The sequence below is a fragment of the Streptomyces sp. NPDC058335 genome, from assembly GCF_042723915.1.
Lineage (GTDB): Bacteria > Actinomycetota > Actinomycetes > Streptomycetales > Streptomycetaceae > Streptomyces.
This window is the reverse complement of record NZ_JBHXHX010000006.1, coordinates 184,482-201,390: the sequence shown is the minus strand read 5'-3', so window position 1 is coordinate 201,390 and position 16,909 is coordinate 184,482. Positions and strand designations below refer to the sequence as shown.

Annotated in this window: 16 protein-coding genes; 13 read left to right on the top strand and 3 right to left on the bottom strand. The window is 72.3% G+C overall.

All coding sequences use genetic code 11. From position 1 onward, the window contains the following. Positions 1 to 7: 7 nt before the first annotated feature. Positions 8 to 556 (bottom strand): L,D-transpeptidase, encoded by a 549-nt coding sequence (locus ACFWJX_RS13415; RefSeq protein ID WP_383241263.1) that lies wholly within the window; start codon positions 554 to 556, stop codon positions 8 to 10. Between the two features lie 108 nt (positions 557 to 664). Between ACFWJX_RS13415 and tsaB the strand changes: the two genes are divergently transcribed. Genes tsaB through ACFWJX_RS13395 form a run of 4 tightly spaced genes read left to right on the top strand, consistent with a single transcriptional unit; the run spans position 665 to position 3,195 of the window. Continuing rightward, positions 665 to 1,318, top strand: coding sequence for a tRNA (adenosine(37)-N6)-threonylcarbamoyltransferase complex dimerization subunit type 1 TsaB (gene tsaB, locus ACFWJX_RS13410; protein ID WP_383241260.1), 654 nt, complete (start codon positions 665 to 667; stop codon positions 1,316 to 1,318). Beyond that, the gene (gene rimI / locus ACFWJX_RS13405) at positions 1,315 to 1,845 is read left to right on the top strand and encodes a ribosomal protein S18-alanine N-acetyltransferase (protein ID WP_383241257.1); all 531 of its coding nucleotides are present in this window, start codon (positions 1,315 to 1,317) and stop codon (positions 1,843 to 1,845) included. The genes tsaB and rimI overlap by 4 nt, the downstream gene beginning before the upstream one ends. Beyond that, positions 1,838 to 2,941, top strand: a complete 1,104-nt coding sequence (gene tsaD, locus ACFWJX_RS13400) for a tRNA (adenosine(37)-N6)-threonylcarbamoyltransferase complex transferase subunit TsaD (protein WP_383241254.1) — start codon at positions 1,838 to 1,840, stop codon at positions 2,939 to 2,941. Before rimI ends, tsaD begins: the two co-directional genes overlap by 8 nt. Further along, positions 2,938 to 3,195 (top strand): hypothetical protein, encoded by a 258-nt coding sequence (locus ACFWJX_RS13395; protein WP_383241251.1) that lies wholly within the window; start codon positions 2,938 to 2,940, stop codon positions 3,193 to 3,195. The genes tsaD and ACFWJX_RS13395 overlap by 4 nt, the downstream gene beginning before the upstream one ends. 9 nt (positions 3,196 to 3,204) lie before the next feature. On the opposite strand, the gene ACFWJX_RS13390 is transcribed toward ACFWJX_RS13395, so the two are convergent. Next, complete coding sequence (locus ACFWJX_RS13390; RefSeq protein ID WP_383241248.1) at positions 3,205 to 5,511, bottom strand: glycoside hydrolase family 3 N-terminal domain-containing protein; 2,307 nt, start codon at positions 5,509 to 5,511, stop codon at positions 3,205 to 3,207. Positions 5,512 to 5,653: 142 nt separating this feature from the next. Here ACFWJX_RS13390 and ACFWJX_RS13385 point away from each other — a divergent pair, with 142 nt between their 5' ends. The 5 genes from ACFWJX_RS13385 to ACFWJX_RS13365 all read left to right on the top strand — a co-directional run bounded on the left by ACFWJX_RS13385 (position 5,654) and on the right by ACFWJX_RS13365 (position 11,296). Further along, complete coding sequence (locus ACFWJX_RS13385; protein WP_383241245.1) at positions 5,654 to 6,727, top strand: LacI family DNA-binding transcriptional regulator; 1,074 nt, start codon at positions 5,654 to 5,656, stop codon at positions 6,725 to 6,727. An 82-nt stretch (positions 6,728 to 6,809) separates the two neighbouring features. Continuing rightward, positions 6,810 to 8,237 (top strand): endo-1,4-beta-xylanase, encoded by a 1,428-nt coding sequence (locus ACFWJX_RS13380; RefSeq protein ID WP_383241243.1) that lies wholly within the window; start codon positions 6,810 to 6,812, stop codon positions 8,235 to 8,237. A 228-nt stretch (positions 8,238 to 8,465) separates the two neighbouring features. Beyond that, on the top strand, positions 8,466 to 9,446 hold the full coding sequence (locus tag ACFWJX_RS13375) for an LCP family protein (protein ID WP_383241882.1): 981 nt from the start codon (positions 8,466 to 8,468) through the stop codon (positions 9,444 to 9,446). Positions 9,447 to 9,595: 149 nt separating this feature from the next. Then, on the top strand, positions 9,596 to 9,952 hold the full coding sequence (locus ACFWJX_RS13370; RefSeq protein ID WP_383241240.1) for a YciI family protein: 357 nt from the start codon (positions 9,596 to 9,598) through the stop codon (positions 9,950 to 9,952). A 75-nt stretch (positions 9,953 to 10,027) separates the two neighbouring features. After that, positions 10,028 to 11,296 (top strand): RNA polymerase sigma factor, encoded by a 1,269-nt coding sequence (locus tag ACFWJX_RS13365; protein WP_383241237.1) that lies wholly within the window; start codon positions 10,028 to 10,030, stop codon positions 11,294 to 11,296. On the opposite strand, the gene ACFWJX_RS13360 is transcribed toward ACFWJX_RS13365, so the two are convergent. Beyond that, on the bottom strand, positions 11,284 to 12,444 hold the full coding sequence (locus ACFWJX_RS13360) for a methyltransferase domain-containing protein (RefSeq protein ID WP_383241234.1): 1,161 nt from the start codon (positions 12,442 to 12,444) through the stop codon (positions 11,284 to 11,286). The genes ACFWJX_RS13365 and ACFWJX_RS13360 overlap by 13 nt on opposite strands. A 129-nt stretch (positions 12,445 to 12,573) precedes the next feature. On the opposite strand from ACFWJX_RS13360, the gene ACFWJX_RS13355 reads away from it, so the two are divergent. The 4 genes from ACFWJX_RS13355 to groL all read left to right on the top strand — a co-directional run bounded on the left by ACFWJX_RS13355 (position 12,574) and on the right by groL (position 16,630). Next, positions 12,574 to 13,479 (top strand): polysaccharide deacetylase family protein, encoded by a 906-nt coding sequence (locus tag ACFWJX_RS13355; protein WP_383241231.1) that lies wholly within the window; start codon positions 12,574 to 12,576, stop codon positions 13,477 to 13,479. Beyond that, a complete protein-coding gene (locus ACFWJX_RS13350; protein WP_383241228.1) occupies positions 13,476 to 14,309 on the top strand; it encodes a polysaccharide deacetylase family protein in 834 nt (277 codons plus the stop codon). Before ACFWJX_RS13355 ends, ACFWJX_RS13350 begins: the two co-directional genes overlap by 4 nt. A gap of 257 nt (positions 14,310 to 14,566) precedes the next feature. After that, positions 14,567 to 14,875 (top strand): co-chaperone GroES, encoded by a 309-nt coding sequence (gene groES / locus ACFWJX_RS13345; protein WP_020132158.1) that lies wholly within the window; start codon positions 14,567 to 14,569, stop codon positions 14,873 to 14,875. A gap of 129 nt (positions 14,876 to 15,004) precedes the next feature. Beyond that, positions 15,005 to 16,630, top strand: a complete 1,626-nt coding sequence (gene groL / locus ACFWJX_RS13340; RefSeq protein ID WP_383241225.1) for a chaperonin GroEL — start codon at positions 15,005 to 15,007, stop codon at positions 16,628 to 16,630. Positions 16,631 to 16,909: the final 279 nt, after the last annotated feature.

Below are 16,909 nucleotides of genomic sequence, written 5' to 3'. Positions count from 1 at the left end.
CCAGGCCCTAGCGGATCACGACGACCCGCTGCCCGATCGTCGCGAAGTTCCAGAGCGCGTTCGCGTCCGCCCGTGAGGCGCGGATGCCGCCCGTCTTCCTGGTCGGGTCGACGACCGGTCTCGAACCGTCGACGGCCGCGCTGAAGCCGATCGAGACGCCCTTGACGTCGGTGAAGCGCACCACGTGCTCGATGGGGGTGCCGTCGGTGCCGGTGACGGCGCTGGAGCGGGAGGTGACGGCGTAGGTGCCGGGGAGCGGGTCGACGCTGCCGGGAGCGACCTGGAAGGTGCGCGTGGGCCTGCCGTCCTCGGTCACCAGCCAGACCCGGTCGTCGTCCACCGAGTACACGACCCGCTCACCGGTGCCGGAGCGGGCCGGCAGCGCGGTGGGGTTCCTGGTGTCGCGCGGGGCCTTCGTCGTCGTGGAGGAGGCGGCCGCCTGCGGCGTGGTGAGCTCGACCGGCACGTTCGCCGAGGCCTGGAAGGCGAGGAACCCGACGGTCGCGACGGCCGCCGCGGTGAGCGCGGCCACGAAAGTCGAGCTGCTGCCTGCCACCGCGACCACCTCTTCGTCGTACGTCCGTGCTCGCGGCGACGTTAGCAGCCGGTGGGCCCCTTACCCGGGCGGCCGTGCCCGGAGCCCGCGGAGCCGTAGGCTGTTCGCGTGCTCTTGCTCGCTCTGGATACCGCCACCCCCGCCGTCACCGTCGCCCTGCACGACGGCACGGACGTCCTCGCCTCGGCCGGCCAGGTGGATGCCCGTCGGCACGGTGAACTGCTGCTGCCGGCCGTCGACCGTCTCCTCGCCGCGGCGGGGCAGCGGCTCGACGCCGTCACCGGGATCGTCGTCGGCATCGGCCCAGGCCCGTACACCGGGCTGCGCGTCGGCCTGATGACCGCCGACACCTTCGGGCTCGCGCTCGGCGTCCCCGTGCACGGCCTGTGCACCCTGGACGGCCTCGCGTACGCCACCGACCTCGAAGGCCCCTTCGTCGTGGCGACCGACGCCCGCCGCAAGGAGGTCTACTGGGCGCGCTACGCCGACTCCCGCACCCGCGTCACCGACCCCGCCGTCGACCGGCCGGCCGACATCGCCGAACAGGTGGCGGGAGTCCCCGCGGTCGGCGCCGGAGCGCTGCTCTACCCCGACACCTTCCCCGCGGCGCACGAGCCGGAGCACGTGTCCGCCGCCGCCCTCGCCTCGCTGGCCGCCGAGAGGCTGGCCGCGGGGGAGGAGCTTGCGGAGCCCCGCCCGCTCTACCTGCGCCGGCCCGACGCCCAGGTCCCCAAGAACTACAAGGTGGTCACCCCCAAGTGACCGAGCCCGTCATCCCCGCGCTGCGCGAGATGCGCTGGTGGGACATCGATCCCGTCCTCGAACTGGAGAAGGCCCTCTTCCCCGAGGACGCCTGGTCCCGCGGCATGTTCTGGTCCGAGCTGGCGCACTCCCGCGGCCCCGAGGCGACCCGCCGGTACGTCGTGGCCGAGAACGGCGACCGCGTCGTCGGCTACGCGGGCCTCGCCTCCGCCGGAGACCTCGCCGACGTCCAGACCATCGCCGTGGCGGCCGACCACTGGGGCACCGGACTGGGCGGCCGGCTGCTGGCCGAGCTGCTGCGGGCCGCGACCGCCTTCGAGTGTGCCGAGGTCATGCTGGAGTGCCGCGTCGACAACGTCCGCGCGCAGAAGCTGTACCAGCGCTTCGGCTTCCAGCCCATCGGCTTCCGGCGCGGCTACTACCAGCCGGGGAACGTGGACGCCCTCGTGATGCGCCTGACCATGGCATCCGACAGTGGCTCCGCCACGGAATCGACATCAGTACAAGGAACCGAGATCAATGACTGACGAACCGCTCGTCCTCGGCATCGAGACCTCCTGCGACGAGACCGGCGTCGGCATCGTCCGCGGCACCACTCTGCTGGCCGACGCCGTCGCCTCCAGCGTCGACGAACACGCCCGGTTCGGCGGGGTCGTGCCGGAGGTGGCGAGCCGGGCGCACCTGGAGGCGATGGTCCCGACCATCGAACGGGCGCTGAAGGAGGCGGGCGTCTCCGCGAAGGACCTCGACGGCATCGCCGTGACGGCGGGCCCCGGTCTGGCGGGCGCGCTGCTGGTCGGCGTGTCGGCGGCGAAGACGTACGCGTACGCCCTCGGCAAGCCGCTGTACGGCGTGAACCACCTGGCCTCGCACATCTGCGTGGACCAGCTGGAGCACGGCCCGCTGCCGGAGCCGACGATGGCCCTGCTGGTGAGCGGCGGGCACTCCTCGCTGCTGCTCTCCTCGGACATCACCTCCGACGTGCGCCCGATGGGCGCGACGATCGACGACGCGGCCGGAGAGGCCTTCGACAAGATCGCCCGCGTGCTGAACCTGGGCTTCCCCGGCGGCCCCGTCATCGACCGGTACGCGCGCGAGGGCGACCCGTCCGCGATCGCCTTCCCGCGCGGCCTGACCGGCCCCCGCGACCCGGCGTACGACTTCTCCTTCTCCGGTCTCAAGACGGCGGTCGCCCGCTGGATCGAGGCGAAGCGGGCCGCGGGCGAGGAGGTGCCGGTGCGGGACGTGGCGGCCTCCTTCCAGGAGGCGGTGGTGGACGTGCTGACCCGCAAGGCCGTCCGCGCCTGCCGTGACCAGGGCGTCGACCATCTGATGATCGGCGGCGGCGTCGCGGCCAACTCCCGGCTGCGCGTCCTGGCCCAGGAGCGCTGCGAGGCGGCCGGTATCCGGCTGCGCGTGCCCCGGCCCAAGCTGTGCACGGACAACGGCGCGATGGTCGCGGCGCTCGGCGCGGAGATGGTGGCCCGCAACCGGTCCGCCTCCGACTGGGACCTGTCGGCGGACTCGTCCCTGCCGGTGACCGACCCGCACGTCCCCGGCCGCGCGCACGACCACGATCACGACCATGTGCACGAGGTCAGCAAGGACAACCTGTACTCATGACGGTGGCGCTGATGTGGGAGGCCCGCGCGGCGGACGGCCGGGGCGCGGAACTGCTGGCGTGGGCGCGGGAGCAGCGGCTCCCGCGCCCTCCCGTACGCCGCGAGACCTTCCGCGCCCCGCAGGACCGGGTCCTCGTCATCACCTGGTGGGACGCGGACTTCGACGCGGACCTCCCGGAACTGCCGGAGCCCGACGGCGAGTTGGTCGCGCGCGCCGTGCACCGATGGCGGTTCGAGGCGGTGGAACCGGACTGAGCCGGGGCTCTACGCCTGTCCCGTCACCCTCGTCTCGCAGCGCATCCGCCGGTCCGGTCCCAGCACCCGTACCGGCCCCGTGAGGCTGAGCCGCGTCGTGTGCCGTACGTCCGCGCTGGACGTGCCGAGGCGAAGTTCCAGGTCGCCCGGTTCCACCACGCGCCGCCCGCCGCGGTCGGTGAAGGCCGACAGGTCGGTGTGGAAGTGGAAGGTCACGCGGGCCGACCCGCCCGCGGCCAGTTCCAGCCGCTGGTAGCCGATCAGCCGTACGTCGGGGCGGGTCACGCCGGCCACCGGGTCGTGCAGGTAGAGCTGGACCACCTCGGCGCCCGCCCGGTCGCCGGTGTTGCGGACGGTCAGCGAGAGGTCGTACGAGCCGTCCGTGCCGAGGGCGGTCTCCGGTCCGTCGACGTCCTCCCAGGCGAACGTCGTGTACGAGCGGCCGTGTCCGAACGGGTACAGCGGGGTCGGGTCCAGGTTGCTGACCTCTCCGGCGAGGCCCAGGGGCGGCTGGAGGTAGGTCCACGGCTGGCCGCCCGTCACCTGGGGCACGCTCACGGGCAGCCGGCCCGAGGGGTTGACGCGGCCCGAGAGCACTCCCGCGACCGCCGGACCTCCCTCCTCGCCGGGGAAGAACGCCTGGACGACGGCGCCCAGGCGCCCGTGCCAGCGGCCGAGCGCGTAGGGGCGGCCGGTGAGCAGGACCAGGACCACCGGGACGCCCGTCGCCACCAGCGCGTCCAGCAACTCGCCCTGGACGCCGGGCAGCCGCAGGTCCGCCACGTCGCAGCCCTCGCCCGAGGTGCCCCGGCCGAACAGGCCCGCCCGGTCGCCCAGGACCGCCAGGCACACGTCGGCCTCGGCGGCCCGCGTGACGGCCTCCTCGATGCCCGTGGTGTCCGGGTCGGAGACCGGGCAGCCCTCGGCGAACGTGACCTTGGCGTCGGGGAGTTGGGCGCGCAGCGACTCCAGCAGCGTCGGGATCTCGATGCCCAGCTCGGCCTCGGGGTGGTGGGTGAGGACGTGGGAGGGGAAGGAGTAGCAGCCGAGCATCGCCAGGGCGTCCGCCGCCCTCGGGCCGACGACCGCGATCCGGGTGTCGGGGGCGAGGGGGAGCAGCCCGTCCGGGTTGTCCAGCAGGACCACCGACTCCTCGGCCAGCCGGCGGGCCACCGCCCGGTTCGCCGCCGAGTCGAGGTCGACCGTCTCCGGGGTCTCCGGCTGCCAGTCCTCGTCAAGGAGGCCCAGCTCGCACTTCTGGAGCAGGACCCGGCGGGCGGCCCGGTCGATCAGGTCCTCGGGGACCTCGCCCGCGCGGACGGCCGCGATCAGCGCGTCGCCGTAGTACTTCACGGTCGGCAGCTCGACATCGATGCCGGCCTCCAGCGCCAGGTGGGCGGCGCGCGCGGGGGTGCCCGCCACCCGGTGCAGGGTCTGGAGGAAGCCGATGCCGAAGTAGTCGGCGACCACCGTGCCGGTGAAGCCCCAGTCCTCGCGCAGGAGCCGGGTGAGCAGTTCCGGGTCGGCGGAGGCCGGGACGCCGTCGCGTTCGGTGTAGGCGGCCATGACCGAGCGGGCGCCGCCCTCGCGCAGCGCCATCTCGAACGGCGGCAGGGTCACGTCCGCGAACTCGCGGGTGCCCGCCCGCACGGGGGCCAGATTGCGCGCGCCCACCGAGGAGGCGTACCCGGCGAAGTGCTTGAGCGTGGCGACGATCCCCGCCGACTCCAGCCCGCGCACATAGGCCGCGCCGACCGTGCCGACCAGGTACGGGTCCTCCCCGATGGTCTCCTCGACCCGTCCCCAGCGCGGATCGCGTACGACGTCCAGGACGGGCGCGAGGCCCTGGTGGACGCCGACCGAGCGCAGGTCACGGCCGATGCGCCGGGCCATCTCCTCGACCAGCGGCGGGTCGAAGGCGGCACCCCAGGCGAGCGGGACCGGGTAGGCGGTGGCGCGCCAGGCGGTGAAACCGGCCAGGCACTCCTCGTGCGCCACCGCGGGGATGCCGAAGCGGCCCGCGGCGGCGATCCGGCGCTGCGCGCGGGCCAGGGCGCGAGCGCCGAGCGCCGGGTCCACGGGGGCCGTGCCGAAGGAGCGGGTCAGCTGGCCGAGGCCGTGGCTGATCAGCTCGTCCCAGTCGTACTCCGCGGTCATGTCGTGCTGGTGCGGGGCGACTCCGTCGCCGTCCGTATCGGCGCCGACCCACACGCCGTACAGCTGGGCGGTCTTCTCCTCGAGGGTCATCCGGGAGAGGAGATCCTCGACGCGGGCGACGGCGGGCAGGGCGGGGTCACGCCAGGGGGCGGTGGTCATGAAACTCCTGTCAGAGGTCGGTGAGCCACCAGAGCTGGAATCCAACCACAACGAATGTTTCGAGCTTTACTCCGAATGTTCCGGGAACCTATGGCGTCCCCATGGGTTCGTCAAGAGGGAGTGCGGGGATACGATCGCCGCCATGACACCCTCGGAGCCCGCTGAGACGCGGACGGAAGACCGGCCGACACGGCGACCGGCGGCACAGACGGCCACCCTTGCGGAGATCGCGCGCGAGGCGGGCGTCTCGGCGCCGACTGTTTCGAAGGTCCTCAACGGCCGCGCCGACGTCGCCCCCGCCACCCGGACCCGCGTCGAGGGGCTGCTGCGCGCCCACGGCTACCGGCGCCGCCGGGCCGAGGCGACCCGCTCGCCCCTGATCGACCTGGTCTTCCACGAGCTGGAGAGCGCCTGGGCGATGGAGGTCATCCGGGGCGTGGAGAACGTCGCGCGGGACGCCGGGCTGAGCGTGGTGCTCAGCGAGAGCGCCGGGCGGCTCACCCCCGGACGGACCTGGGCCGACCAGGTCGCCGCCCGCCGCCCGCACGGCGTGGTGCTGGTGCTGTCCGGGCTCGACGAGTCCCAGCGGGCGCTGCTGACCAGCCGGTCCATCCCGTTCGTGGTGATGGACCCGGCGGGCGACCCCGGCGCCGATGTGCCCTCCATCGGTGCCACCAACTGGCAGGGCGGCCTCGCCGCCACCCGGCACCTGGTCGAACTGGGCCACCGGCGGATCGGGGCGATCAGCGGGCCCCCGCAGATGATGTGCAGCCGGGCCCGGGTCGACGGCTACCGTGCCGCCCTGGAGACGGCCGGGCTGCCGGTCGACCCCGAGATGGTCAAGACCGGCGACTTCCACCACGAGACCGGCTACCGGCTCGGCCGCGAACTCCTCGCCCGCCCCGACCGGCCCACGGCCGTGTTCGCCGGCAACGACCTCCAGGCGCTCGGCCTCTACGAGGCCGCCCGTGAGCTGGGGCTGCGCATCCCCGAGGACGTGAGCGTGGTCGGCTTCGACGATCTGCCGGTGGCCCGCTGGGTCGGCCCGCCGCTGACGACCGTACGGCAGCCGCTGACCGAGATGGCCGAGGCGGCGGCCCGGCTGGTGCTGGAGCTGGGGCGGGCCGTCGAGGCGCCCGCGGCGACCCGGGTGGAGCTGGCGACCAGCCTGGTGGTGCGGGCGAGCACGGGAGCACCGCCGTTGGCCGGAAGTTGACGTATTGACGGGTGGGGAGGGGGCCTCCACACTCCTCCGAAGTCAATCGGTTGTACGACCGAAACTTTCGGAGGCACCCGCAATGAGAACCTCCAGTCCGTCAACGACACCCTCCCGTCCGCTCAGGGCACCGTCCGGTCCGTCCACGAGAGCGTCCGGTCCGTCGTTCCGCACCCGTCTCGCCGCCCTGCTCGCCGGGGTGGCCACCGTCGGCGCACTGATCTCCGCCGGCGCCACCACCGCCCACGCCGCCGACACGCCGCTGCGCGACCTCGCCGCGGCCAAGGGCAAGGTCATGGGCACGGCGGTCACCGGCTCCAAGCTCACCGGCACCTACGGCGACATCGCCGGCCGGGAGTTCAACTGGCTCACCCCGGGCAACGCCATGAAATGGGGCTCGGTCGAGCCCACCCAGGGCAGCTTCAACTGGGCCGAGGCCGACCAGATCGTGAACTTCGCCGAGGCCCACGACCAGGACGTGCGCGGCCACACCCTGGTCTGGCACAGCCAGAACCCCAACTGGCTGGCCAACGGCAGCTGGACGCCCGCCCAGCTCAGCACGCTGATGCAGAACCACATCAACACCGAGGTCGGGCGCTACAAGGGCCGTGTCGCCGCCTGGGACGTCGTCAACGAGCCCTTCAACGAGGACGGCACCTACCGCCCGACCCTCTGGTACAACGGCCTCGGCGCGGACTACATCGCCAGCGCCCTCACCTGGGCGCGGGCCGCCGACCCGGCCGCCGAGCTGTACATCAACGACTACAACGTCGAGGGCGTCAACGCGAAGTCCACCGCCCTGTACAACCTGGTGAAGTCGCTGAAGGAGCGGGGCGTCCCGATCGACGGCGTCGGCCTCCAGGCTCACCTGATCGTCGGTCAGGTGCCGTCCACCTTCCAGCAGAACATCCAGCGCTTCGCCGACCTCGGTGTGGACGTGGCCATCACCGAGCTGGACATCCGGATGCAGCTGCCCTCGGACAGCGCCAAGCTCACCCAGCAGGCCGCCGACTACAAGGCCGTCATGAACGCCTGCCTGGCGGTGACCCGCTGCACCGGTGTCACGGTGTGGGGATTCACCGACTCCGACTCCTGGATCCCGGACACCTTCCCGGGGCAGGGCGCGGCGACGCCGTACGACGAGAACTACGCGCCGAAACCGGCGTACCGCGCGATCGCCGAGGCGCTCGGCGGGACCACGACCGAGCCGCCCACGGGTGCCTGCACGGCGGCCTACAGCGTCACCAGCCAGTGGAGCACCGGCTTCACCGGGCAGGTGAGGGTCGCCTGCTCGGGGGCGGCACTGTCGTCGTGGAAGGCGAGCTGGAACTTCGGTGCGGGGCAGCGGATCACGCAGGCCTGGAACGCGACCTGCGCACAGACGGGGGTGGCCGTCACCTGCTCCAACGCCTCGTACAACGGGACGGTTCCCGACGGCGGTTCGGTGACCTTCGGATTCAACGGCTCGTGGAGCGGCAGCAATCCGGTGCCGACGGTGACGCTGGGATGAGCGGGGTGAGAGGGGCAACGGTGACTCGCCGAGCGTGAGATTTTCCGAAGAAATCCCGCTCGGGCCGTCGTTCCTAACAGTCCGCTAATAATTCGGACGTACGTTCCTTGTGTGACGGGACACGATGCGAGCGGGCACGGGCGCGAGCCCGGAGACGGGCACGGAGACGGGCACGGGGAAAGACAGCGGGGCCGGCGGTCGAGAACGCTCAAGGCCGTCGGCCTCACCTTGGCCGGCACCCTCGTGCTGGGCGTGGCGGCGGCGGGCGGGGTGTACTGGCAACTGAACGACAACATCCGGAGCGTCGACGTCGACAGCGCGCTCGGCGACAATCGCCCGCCCCGCGCGGTCACCACCCCGTCCCCGTCCGGTACGGCCTCAGCCGCCCCGCTGCCCACCGAGGCCGTCAACATCCTGGTCCTCGGCTCGGACTCGCGCAGCGGCGACGAGAACCAGCAACTCGGCGGCGGCGACAGCTCCGGGGCCCGCTCCGACACCGCGATGGTCGTGCACATCGACGCCGGCCGCACCAGCGCCACCGTGGTCAGCATCCCGCGCGACACCCTCGTCACCCGCCCCTCCTGCCCGCTGCCCTCCGGCGGCACGAGCGAGGTCTCCCACGGCGCGATGTTCAACAGCGCCTACTCGCTCGGCGGCCCGGTCTGCGCGGTCAAGACCGTCGAATCGCTCACGGACGTCCGCATGGACCACTTCGTCGAGGTCGACTTCGCCGGCTTCGCGAAGCTCGTCGACGCGCTCGGCGGGGTCACCGTCACCACCACCGAGGACATCGAGGACGAGGACAGCCACCTGAGCCTCGCGGCCGGTACCCACCATCTCGACGGCACGCGGGCACTCGCCCTCGCCCGCACCCGGCACGGCATCGGCGACGGCAGCGACCTCGGCCGCATCGGCCTCCAGCAGACCCTGGTGAAGGCCCTGCTGGAGCAGATCTCCGCGACCGACCTGCTGACCAGCCCCTCCCGGCTCTACCGCGTCGCCGACGCGGTCACCGGCAGCCTCACCACCGACACCGGCCTCGACTCCCTCGCCCAGCTGATGGAACTCGGCCAGAGCCTCAAGGGCCTGTCCGCCGCGAACGTCACCACCGTCACCATGCCGGTGCTGCCCGCGCCGTCGGACCGCAACCGGGTCGTCCCCGACGAGCCCGAGGCGAGTGACCTGTGGGAGTCGCTCCGGCAGGGCTGAGCCGCGACCTGCGGAAACGACTTCGGCGGCGGCCTGCGGAAAAAAGCTTCGGAAAATGTCGGCGAGGGTGTCGATCCGGCCGTTCCCCGTTCGACGCATGGGTGAGAGGCCGGGAGGAGCCCGGTCCCCGCACCACCCGAGGAGCCACCATGCCCCGCTACCTGTCCCTGGTGAGGATCGACGAGTCGAACGTGCCGGCCGAGGGTCCCAGCCCCGAGCTGATGCAGCGGATGGGCGAGCTGCTGGAGGAGATCACCAAGGCCGGCGTCATGCTCGACACCGCCGGTCTGCTGCCCTCCGCGCAGGGCACCCGCGCCCACCTCAAGGGTGGCGAGGTCTCCTTCACGGACGGCCCTTTCACCGAGACCAAGGAGGTCGTCGGCGGCTACGCGATCATGCAGTGCAAGGACAAGGCCGAGGCGCTCGAGTGGGCCAAGCGTTTCCTGAAGGTCCACGGCGACGACTGGACCCTGACCCTGGAGGTCCGGGAGATCGAGGAGGGCTGAGATCGAGGGGCGTTGAGACCGAGGGGGGCTGAAGTTCCTTCCCCGCGACCCCGGCAGGGTGTTCGATGGTGGGCTGTGGACCAACAGCCCGCCGCCGGCCCCCGCAGCGCCACGGCCGCCATCGAAACCGTCTTCCGCCTGGAGTCGCCCCGCGTCGTCGCCGCCGTCGCCCGGATCGTCCGGGACGTCGGCATCGCCGAGGAGCTGGCGCAGGACGCCCTGGTCGCCGCCCTGGAACGGTGGCCCCGCGAGGGCGTCCCCGACAACCCCGGAGCCTGGCTCACCGCCACCGCCAGGCACCGCGCCGTCGACCTGGTCCGCCGCCGGGAGACGTACGCCCGCAAGCTGGCGGAGATCGGCCGGGACCTGGAGACGACGACGCCCGCGCCGGAGCCCTCGGACCCCGAGGACATCGACGACGACCTGCTCCGCCTGGTCTTCACCTCCTGCCACCCGGTGCTGTCCGCCGAGGCCCGCATCGCCCTCACCCTGCGGCTGCTCGGCGGCCTCACCACGGCCGAGATCGCCCGCGCCCACCTCGTCCCCGAGCCGACGGTCGCCCAGCGCATCGTCCGCGCCAAACGCACCCTGGCCAGGAAGAACGTCGCCTTCGAGGTGCCCTACGGGCCCGACCGCGAGGCCCGGCTCGGGTCGGTCCTGGAGGTCATCTACCTGATCTTCAACGAGGGGTACGCGGCCACCGCGGGCGACGACTGGCTGCGGCCCGGCCTGTGCGAGGACGCCCTGCGGCTGGCCCGTCGGCTGGCCGCCCTGATGCCGAAGGAGCCCGAGGTGCACGGCCTGGCCGCGCTGCTGGAGTTCCAGTCCTCCCGCACGGCCGCCCGCACCGCCCCCGACGGCACACCCGTCCTCCTGAAGGACCAGAACCGCCGCCGCTGGAACCGCATGCTGATCTCCCGTGGCATCACCGCCCTCGGCCGCGCGGAGGCGGCCGCCACCGGCGCGCCCGGCCCCTACGTCCTCCAGGCGGCCATCGCCGCCTGCCACGCGCACGCGTACTCCTACGAGGAGACCGACTGGCGTGCCATCGCCACGCTGTACGGCCTCCTCGCGGCCCGCGTCCCGTCCCCGGTCGTCGAACTGAACCGCGCGGTCGCCGTGTCCATGGCCGAGGGCCCGGAACCCGCCCTGCGGATCGTCGACACCCTCGCCGCCGAACCGGCCCTGCGCGACTACCACCTGCTCCCCAGCGTCCGCGGCGACCTGCTCCGGCGCCTGGGCCGTACGGCGGAGGCGCGCGCGGAGTTCGAGCGGGCCGCGAGCCTGACCGGCAACGAACGGGAACGCGAGCTGATGCTGCGGCGGGCCGCTCAGGCCGGGTGACCGACGAGCATCGTCGGCGCCCCCGCGACCCGGGTGAGGAACACGGTCGCCGAGTGCGGCCCCTGCGGCTTGACCTTCTTGCGCAGTTCCTCCGGCTCCACCGCCGAGCCACGCTTCTTCACGGTCAGGATCCCCACCCCGCGCTCCCGCAGCAGCGCCTTCAGCTTCTTCACGTTGAAGGGCAGCCGGTCGGTGATCTCGTAGGCGGTGGCGTACGGCGTCGGCCGGAGCGTGTCCGCGGTGATGTAGGCGATGGTCTCGTCGACGAGCCCGCCGTCCAGGTCCCGTGCGACCTCGGCGACCAGATGGGCCCGGATGACGGCACCGTCCGGCTCGTAGAGATAACGCCCGACCGGCCGGACCCGAGGGTCGGGCAGGCCGGTGCCGAGCAGGGTGCGCGGGCCGGGAAGGAGGGTGGCGCGCACGGCCCCCGGCTCGGTGCCGAACCACAGCACGGCCTCCTTCACGTCCCCGCCGTCGGAGATCCACTCGGCCTCGGCACCGGCGGGAACGACGTCGTGCGGGATGCCGGGCGCGACCTTCAACGCCCCGTGCGGAGCCTTCAGAACCGCCCCGATGGCCCACGAGAGCGGCGGCGAGTAGGCCTCCGGATCGAAGATCCGCCCCCGGCCGCCCCGCCGCGCCGGATCGACGAACACGGCGTCGTACCCCCCTGTGTCGACCTCCGTGACGTCCGCCTCCCGTACGTCGATGAGGCCGGCGAGCCCCAGCGCCTCGGCGTTGGTCCGCGCCACCGCCGCCGTCAGCGGATCGCGGTCCACGGCGAGGACCCTGATGCCCGCGCGCGCGAGCGCGATCGCGTCGCCGCCGATCCCGCAGCACAGGTCGGCGACCGAGGTCACGCCGAGCGCCCTCATCCGCTCGGCCCGGTGGCCGGCGACACTCGCCCGGGTCGACTGCTCGACCCCGTTGGGCGTGAAGAACATCCGCCCCGCGTCCTCGGCTCCGAACTTCGCCGCCGCCCGCTGCCGCAGCCGGGCCTGTCCGAGCGCCGCCGAGACCAGCTCGGCGGGGTGCTCGCGGCGCAGCCGGGTGGCGACGGCCAGTTCGTCGGCGGGGGCGGTGCCGCGTACGGCGTCGAGGAGGGCGCGGCCCTCGGGGGTGAGGAGCGGGGCGAGGTCGTTCACCGGGTCATTGTGGGCCAGTCGGTGGATGGTGCGCCTCCGGCGGCGGTGTCGGGCGGGGTTGGGCGGCGGTGCCTGCGAGGATCCGGCGCCATGGGATCAGGATCAGTCGTACAAAATGACAAAAAGGGGATGCGGCGTGTGGGCGTCAGGACCGGCATCGCCGTCCTCGCCCTGGCCGCCGTCGCCTCCGGCTGCGCACCGGGCACGACAGGGCCCGGCGCCACGGGCCCCGGCGCCACCGGCGCGGCCGGAACCCGTCCCGCCCCCGGCGGACAGTCACCCCAGGAGCAGGCCGCCGGCGCCAAGCACACCTACGCCGCCCGCGCCGCCGCGGCCAGACGCTGGGGGCTGAGGAAGGTCCCGCTGACACCCCCCGCGCCGCCCGCGACCAAACCGGCGATCACCACCCGCGAGGGCTTCGAGGTGGAGGACCACGAGGAACTGGACCTCCCGCCGGTCTTCACCACCGTCCCCACCAAGGACAAGGTCGTCTTCCTCACCATCGACGACGGCGCCGAGAAGGACCCGGCGTTCCTGCGGATGATGAGCGACCTGAAGATCCCCTACACGGCCTTCCTCAGCGACTACCTCGTCAAGGAGGACTACGGCTACTTCAAGAAGATGCAGGACAGGGGAGTGACCCTCAACAACCACACCCTCCACCACCCCTACCTGCCCGACCTCTCCTACAGCCGCCAGAAACACGAGATCTGCGGCATGCAGGACGTCATCGAGAAGCACTACGGCAAACGCCCCGAACTCTTCCGCCCGCCCTTCGGCAACTACAACCGCGACACCCTGCGCGCGGCGAAGAGCTGCGGCGTGAAGTACGCCCCGCTGTGGAGCGAGGAGGTCTTCGTCGACCACTGGGACTACCGGGAGTGGGACCGCGACCTCCACCCCGGCGACATCGTCCTCACCCACTTCCGCGGCCACGCCGACTGGAAGGGCACCATGCCCGACATGATCCGCCGCTTCATGGACCTGGTCACCCAGAAGGGCTACGCGGTGGCCCGACTGGAGGACTACCTGTGAGGAGGCGGGGGGCCACGGGGGCGGGGACGGCCGTGACGCTGGCCATGACCGTGACGCTGACCGGCTGCGCCCGGTCGGCCGACCCGATCGAACCCCTGGGCCGCAAGGCGACGGAACGTGTGCGGTCGGCGGCGCCCGCCGCGCAGCAGCCGTACCGCCGCTGGGGCCTGACCGCCCCGCTCGCCGCCGCCCCCACCCCGGCGACCGCCCCCCTCGCAGGCAGCCCGGGACGCCCGGCGGACCCGGCGCTTCCCCCGGTCGTCGACCGGATCCCGACCCGCGACAAGGTCGTCTTCCTCACCTACGACGACGGTGCCGAACGCGACCCCCGATTCGTCGACATGGTCCGCGAGCTGCGCCTGCCCGTCAGCATGTTCCTCACCGACAGCGTGGTGGGCCCCGGCTACGCCCACTTCGCCCGGCTGCGGTCGGTGGGCGCCGGCCTCCAGAACCACACGCTGGACCACGCCGCGCTGCGCGGCCTGCCGTACGCCGGCCAGCGCGCCGAGATCTGCGGCCAGCAGAACAAGCTCAAGTCCCGCTTCGGCCTGCGCCCCCGCCTGTTCCGCCCGCCCTACGGCACATACGACACGACCACCCTGCGGGCCGCCGCCGACTGCGGGATCACCGCGGTCGTCCTGTGGCGGGCCTCGATGGGCCCCACCGACCTCAGCTACACCCACGGCTCCCACCGCCTGCGCCCCGGAGACATCATCGCCGTGGACCCGGACGAGACGAGGGGCCCGCCCCTGCGAGAACGCACGGCGAGACTGCTGCGGCAGATCCAGCGACAGGGCCTGACGGTGGGGCGCCTGGAGAACTACCTCTGAGCGCCGGTCAGAAGATTCGGCCGAGGCGGGCCCCGGCTGACGGCCCGCCCGGAGCCCCGATCCAGGCTGAACCGCCGCACCGATCTGGCACTCCGCTTGACCGAGTGCTAACCACGGTCATAGTCTCAGCTCTGGCACTCCCCAGTGGAGAGTGCCAACAACGCGACGGGCAGGTCCGGCACCCGCGACGACGGATCCACCTGGTCGCCACCTCAGACAGTTAACCCCGTGAGATCTCCGAAGGGGGAGGTCGGATCGTGACGACCACCAGCTCCAAGGTTGCCATCAAGCCGCTCGAGGACCGCATTGTGGTCCAGCCGCTCGACGCCGAGCAGACCACCGCCTCTGGCCTGGTCATCCCGGACACTGCGAAGGAGAAGCCCCAGGAGGGTGCTGTCCTCGCCGTTGGTCCGGGCCGATTCGAGAACGGCGAGCGCCTGCCGCTCGACGTCAAGGTCGGCGACGTCGTTCTGTACAGCAAGTACGGCGGCACCGAGGTGAAGTACAACGGCGAGGAGTACCTCGTCCTCTCGGCTCGCGACGTTCTCGCGATCATCGAGAAGTAATTCACCCGGATTCACCGGAAGCATTCCGCTTCAAGCTGCGCCCCTGGCCCCCGCGACCACATAAGAACCCGGGCGCCCGGGGCGCAGTGTCTTTTTCACCCACCAGATCCCGAGAGGGCTCCCGCTGTCATGGCGAAGATCCTGAAGTTCGACGAGGACGCCCGTCGCGCCCTCGAGCGCGGCGTCAACAAGCTTGCCGACACGGTCAAGGTGACGATCGGCCCCAAGGGCCGCAACGTCGTCATCGACAAGAAGTTCGGTGCCCCCACCATCACCAACGACGGTGTCACGATCGCCCGCGAGGTCGAGCTCGATGACCCGTACGAGAACCTCGGCGCGCAGCTGGTGAAGGAGGTGGCGACCAAGACCAACGACATCGCGGGTGACGGCACCACCACCGCCACCGTGCTCGCCCAGGCGCTGGTCCGCGAGGGCCTGAAGAACGTCGCCGCCGGCGCGTCGCCCGCCCTCCTCAAGAAGGGCATCGACGCCGCGGTCAGGGCCGTCTCCGACGAGCTGCTGGCCTCGGCCCGCCCGATCGAGGAGAAGTCCGACATCGCCGCCGTGGCCGCGCTGTCCGCGCAGGACACGCAGGTCGGCGAGCTGATCGCCGAGGCGATGGACAAGGTCGGCAAGGACGGTGTCATCACCGTCGAGGAGTCCAACACCTTCGGTCTGGAGCTGGACTTCACCGAGGGCATGGCCTTCGACAAGGGCTACCTGTCGCCGTACTTCGTGACGGACCAGGAGCGCATGGAGGCCGTCCTCGAGGACCCCTACATCCTCATCAACCAGGGCAAGATCTCCTCGATCGCCGACATGCTGCCGCTGCTGGAGAAGGTCATCCAGACCAACTCCTCCCGGCCGCTGCTGATCATCGCCGAGGACCTGGAGGGCGAGGCGCTCTCCACCCTGGTCGTGAACAAGATCCGTGGCACGTTCAACGCCGTCGCGGTGAAGGCCCCCGGCTTCGGTGACCGCCGCAAGGCGATGCTGCAGGACCTCGCGGTCCTCACCGGCGCCACGGTCATCTCCGAGGAGGTCGGCCTCAAGCTCGACCAGGTCGGCGTCGACGTGCTGGGTTCCGCGCGCCGCGTCACCGTCACCAAGGACGACACCACGGTCGTCGACGGTGCCGGCAAGACCGAGGAAGTCCACGGCCGCGTCGCGCAGATCAAGGCCGAGATCGAGAACACGGACTCCGACTGGGACCGCGAGAAGCTCCAGGAGCGCCTCGCGAAGCTGGCCGGCGGCGTCTGCGTGATCAAGGTCGGCGCCGCCACCGAGGTGGAGCTGAAGGAGAAGAAGCACCGCCTCGAGGACGCCATCTCCGCGACCCGCGCCGCGGTCGAGGAGGGCATCGTCTCCGGCGGTGGCTCCGCGCTCGTCCACGCCGTGAAGGTCCTCGAGGGCAACCTCGGCAAGACCGGCGACGAGGCCACCGGTGTCGCGGTCGTCCGCAAGGCCGCCGTCGAGCCGCTGCGCTGGATCGCCGAGAACGCCGGCCTGGAGGGTTACGTCATCACCTCCAAGGTCGCCGAGCTCGACAAGGGCCAGGGCTTCAACGCCGCGACCGGCGAGTACGGCGACCTGGTCAAGGCCGGCGTCATCGACCCGGTCAAGGTCACCCGCTCCGCCCTGGAGAACGCCGCCTCCATCGCCTCCCTCCTCCTCACGACCGAGACCCTGGTCGTCGAGAAGAAGGAAGAAGAGGAGCCGGCCGCCGGTGGTCACAGCCACGGCCACTCCCACTGACGCAAGTCACCCCCGAGGCCCGGCCCCCCGAAAGGGGCGCCGGGCCTCGGCACGTTCCCACGCCGACCGGCGGCGGAAGGGACGGTCGTGGCGCGTGGCCCCAGTCCTCGGCGCGCACGGCCGACGTGCACGAGGAGGGGCGGGGGGGGGGGCGCGGCGCGCCCAGAACGGAGCGACAACAGGGGCCCCGAACCCGCCACCGCCCCCGCCCCGCCCCCGCCCCCCGCCCCCACCACCCAGACCCCCCCGCCCCAGAAACACAACCCCACCCCCAACCCC